The organism is Shinella zoogloeoides (genome assembly GCF_003574625.1).
Classification (GTDB): Bacteria; Pseudomonadota; Alphaproteobacteria; order Rhizobiales; family Rhizobiaceae; genus Shinella; species Shinella zoogloeoides_A.
Genome location: NZ_QNUJ01000026.1, coordinates 1 through 1010, shown reverse-complemented (window position 1 = coordinate 1010; position 1010 = coordinate 1). Strand labels below are relative to the sequence as shown.

The 1010-nt window shown below is 62.4% G+C and carries 1 pseudogene; it reads left to right on the top strand.

From position 1 onward, the window contains the following. Window positions 1-1010: pseudogene (locus tag DSD28_RS25695) on the top strand (Tn3 family transposase); the annotation flags it as partial.

Sequence of the window (1010 nt, the reverse complement as noted above, 5' to 3'; positions counted from 1 at the left end):
CCGTCATCGCTGCCTTTCGTGAGCGGAAGGCGCTGCTGCCTTCTCAACATTCCATAGAGAAGATCGGCATTGCGGCCCGCGCCGTTGCTCGCCGTCGTGCTGAGAGTGCGCTGATCTCGGATCTCGCCCCGGACAAGCTCGAAGCCCTCGATGCCCTGCTGGCCGTCGATCCTGCAATAGGGCAGACGCGCTTCCATTGGCTGCGTTCCGCTCCCGATGCACCGGGAGCGGGCAACCTGATCGGTTTGACGGAGCGTATCATGTTCCTGCGTTCGCTCGGGATCGATCCGCGTTTGCAGGCCCGCATCCCCTCCGGACGATGGGACCAGATGGTCCGGGAAGGTGATGCAGCACCGGCCTGGCTCGCCGGCGAATTTGGTGCCAGCCGCCGGCGAGCAACGATCGTGGTGCAGATCATCAAGCTCGGCCAGAAGCTCACCGACGATGCAATGACCATGTTCATCAAGCTGATGGGCCGGCTGTTCTCCCAGGCGAACAACCGGAAGAAGCAGCGTCACATGAACGCCCGCATGGAAACGTCCAAGGCGCTGCGACTGTTCCTCGATACGATCGTTGCCTTGCAGGCCGCCAACGATGCCGATGAAGATGCGATCGAGACGGTAAACCGGCAAGTCGGCTGGCATCGGCTGCTGCAGATCAAACCCGGTCTCGAGGCGATGGTGGAGAGCGCCAACGCTTCGCCGTTGGTGCTGGCGGCCGAGCAACATGGAAACATCCGTAAGTTCGCAGGGGCCTTCCTTCAGGCATTCACATTCCGCTCGCGCCGCCGGCACGATCCGCTGCTTGCGGCGGTCGCCACCCTGAAAACGCTTTATGTGGAGGGACGCCGTGTTCTGCCGGATCGCGTGCCTGTCGGCCATCTGGGTGCGAACGAAAGGAAACTGGTCTTCGAGGATGGCAAGCCGGATCGGCGGCTTTATGAAATCGCCACCTTCGCTCATTTACGGGACCGGCTGCATTCGCGCGATGTGTGGGTCGAGGGCAGCCGG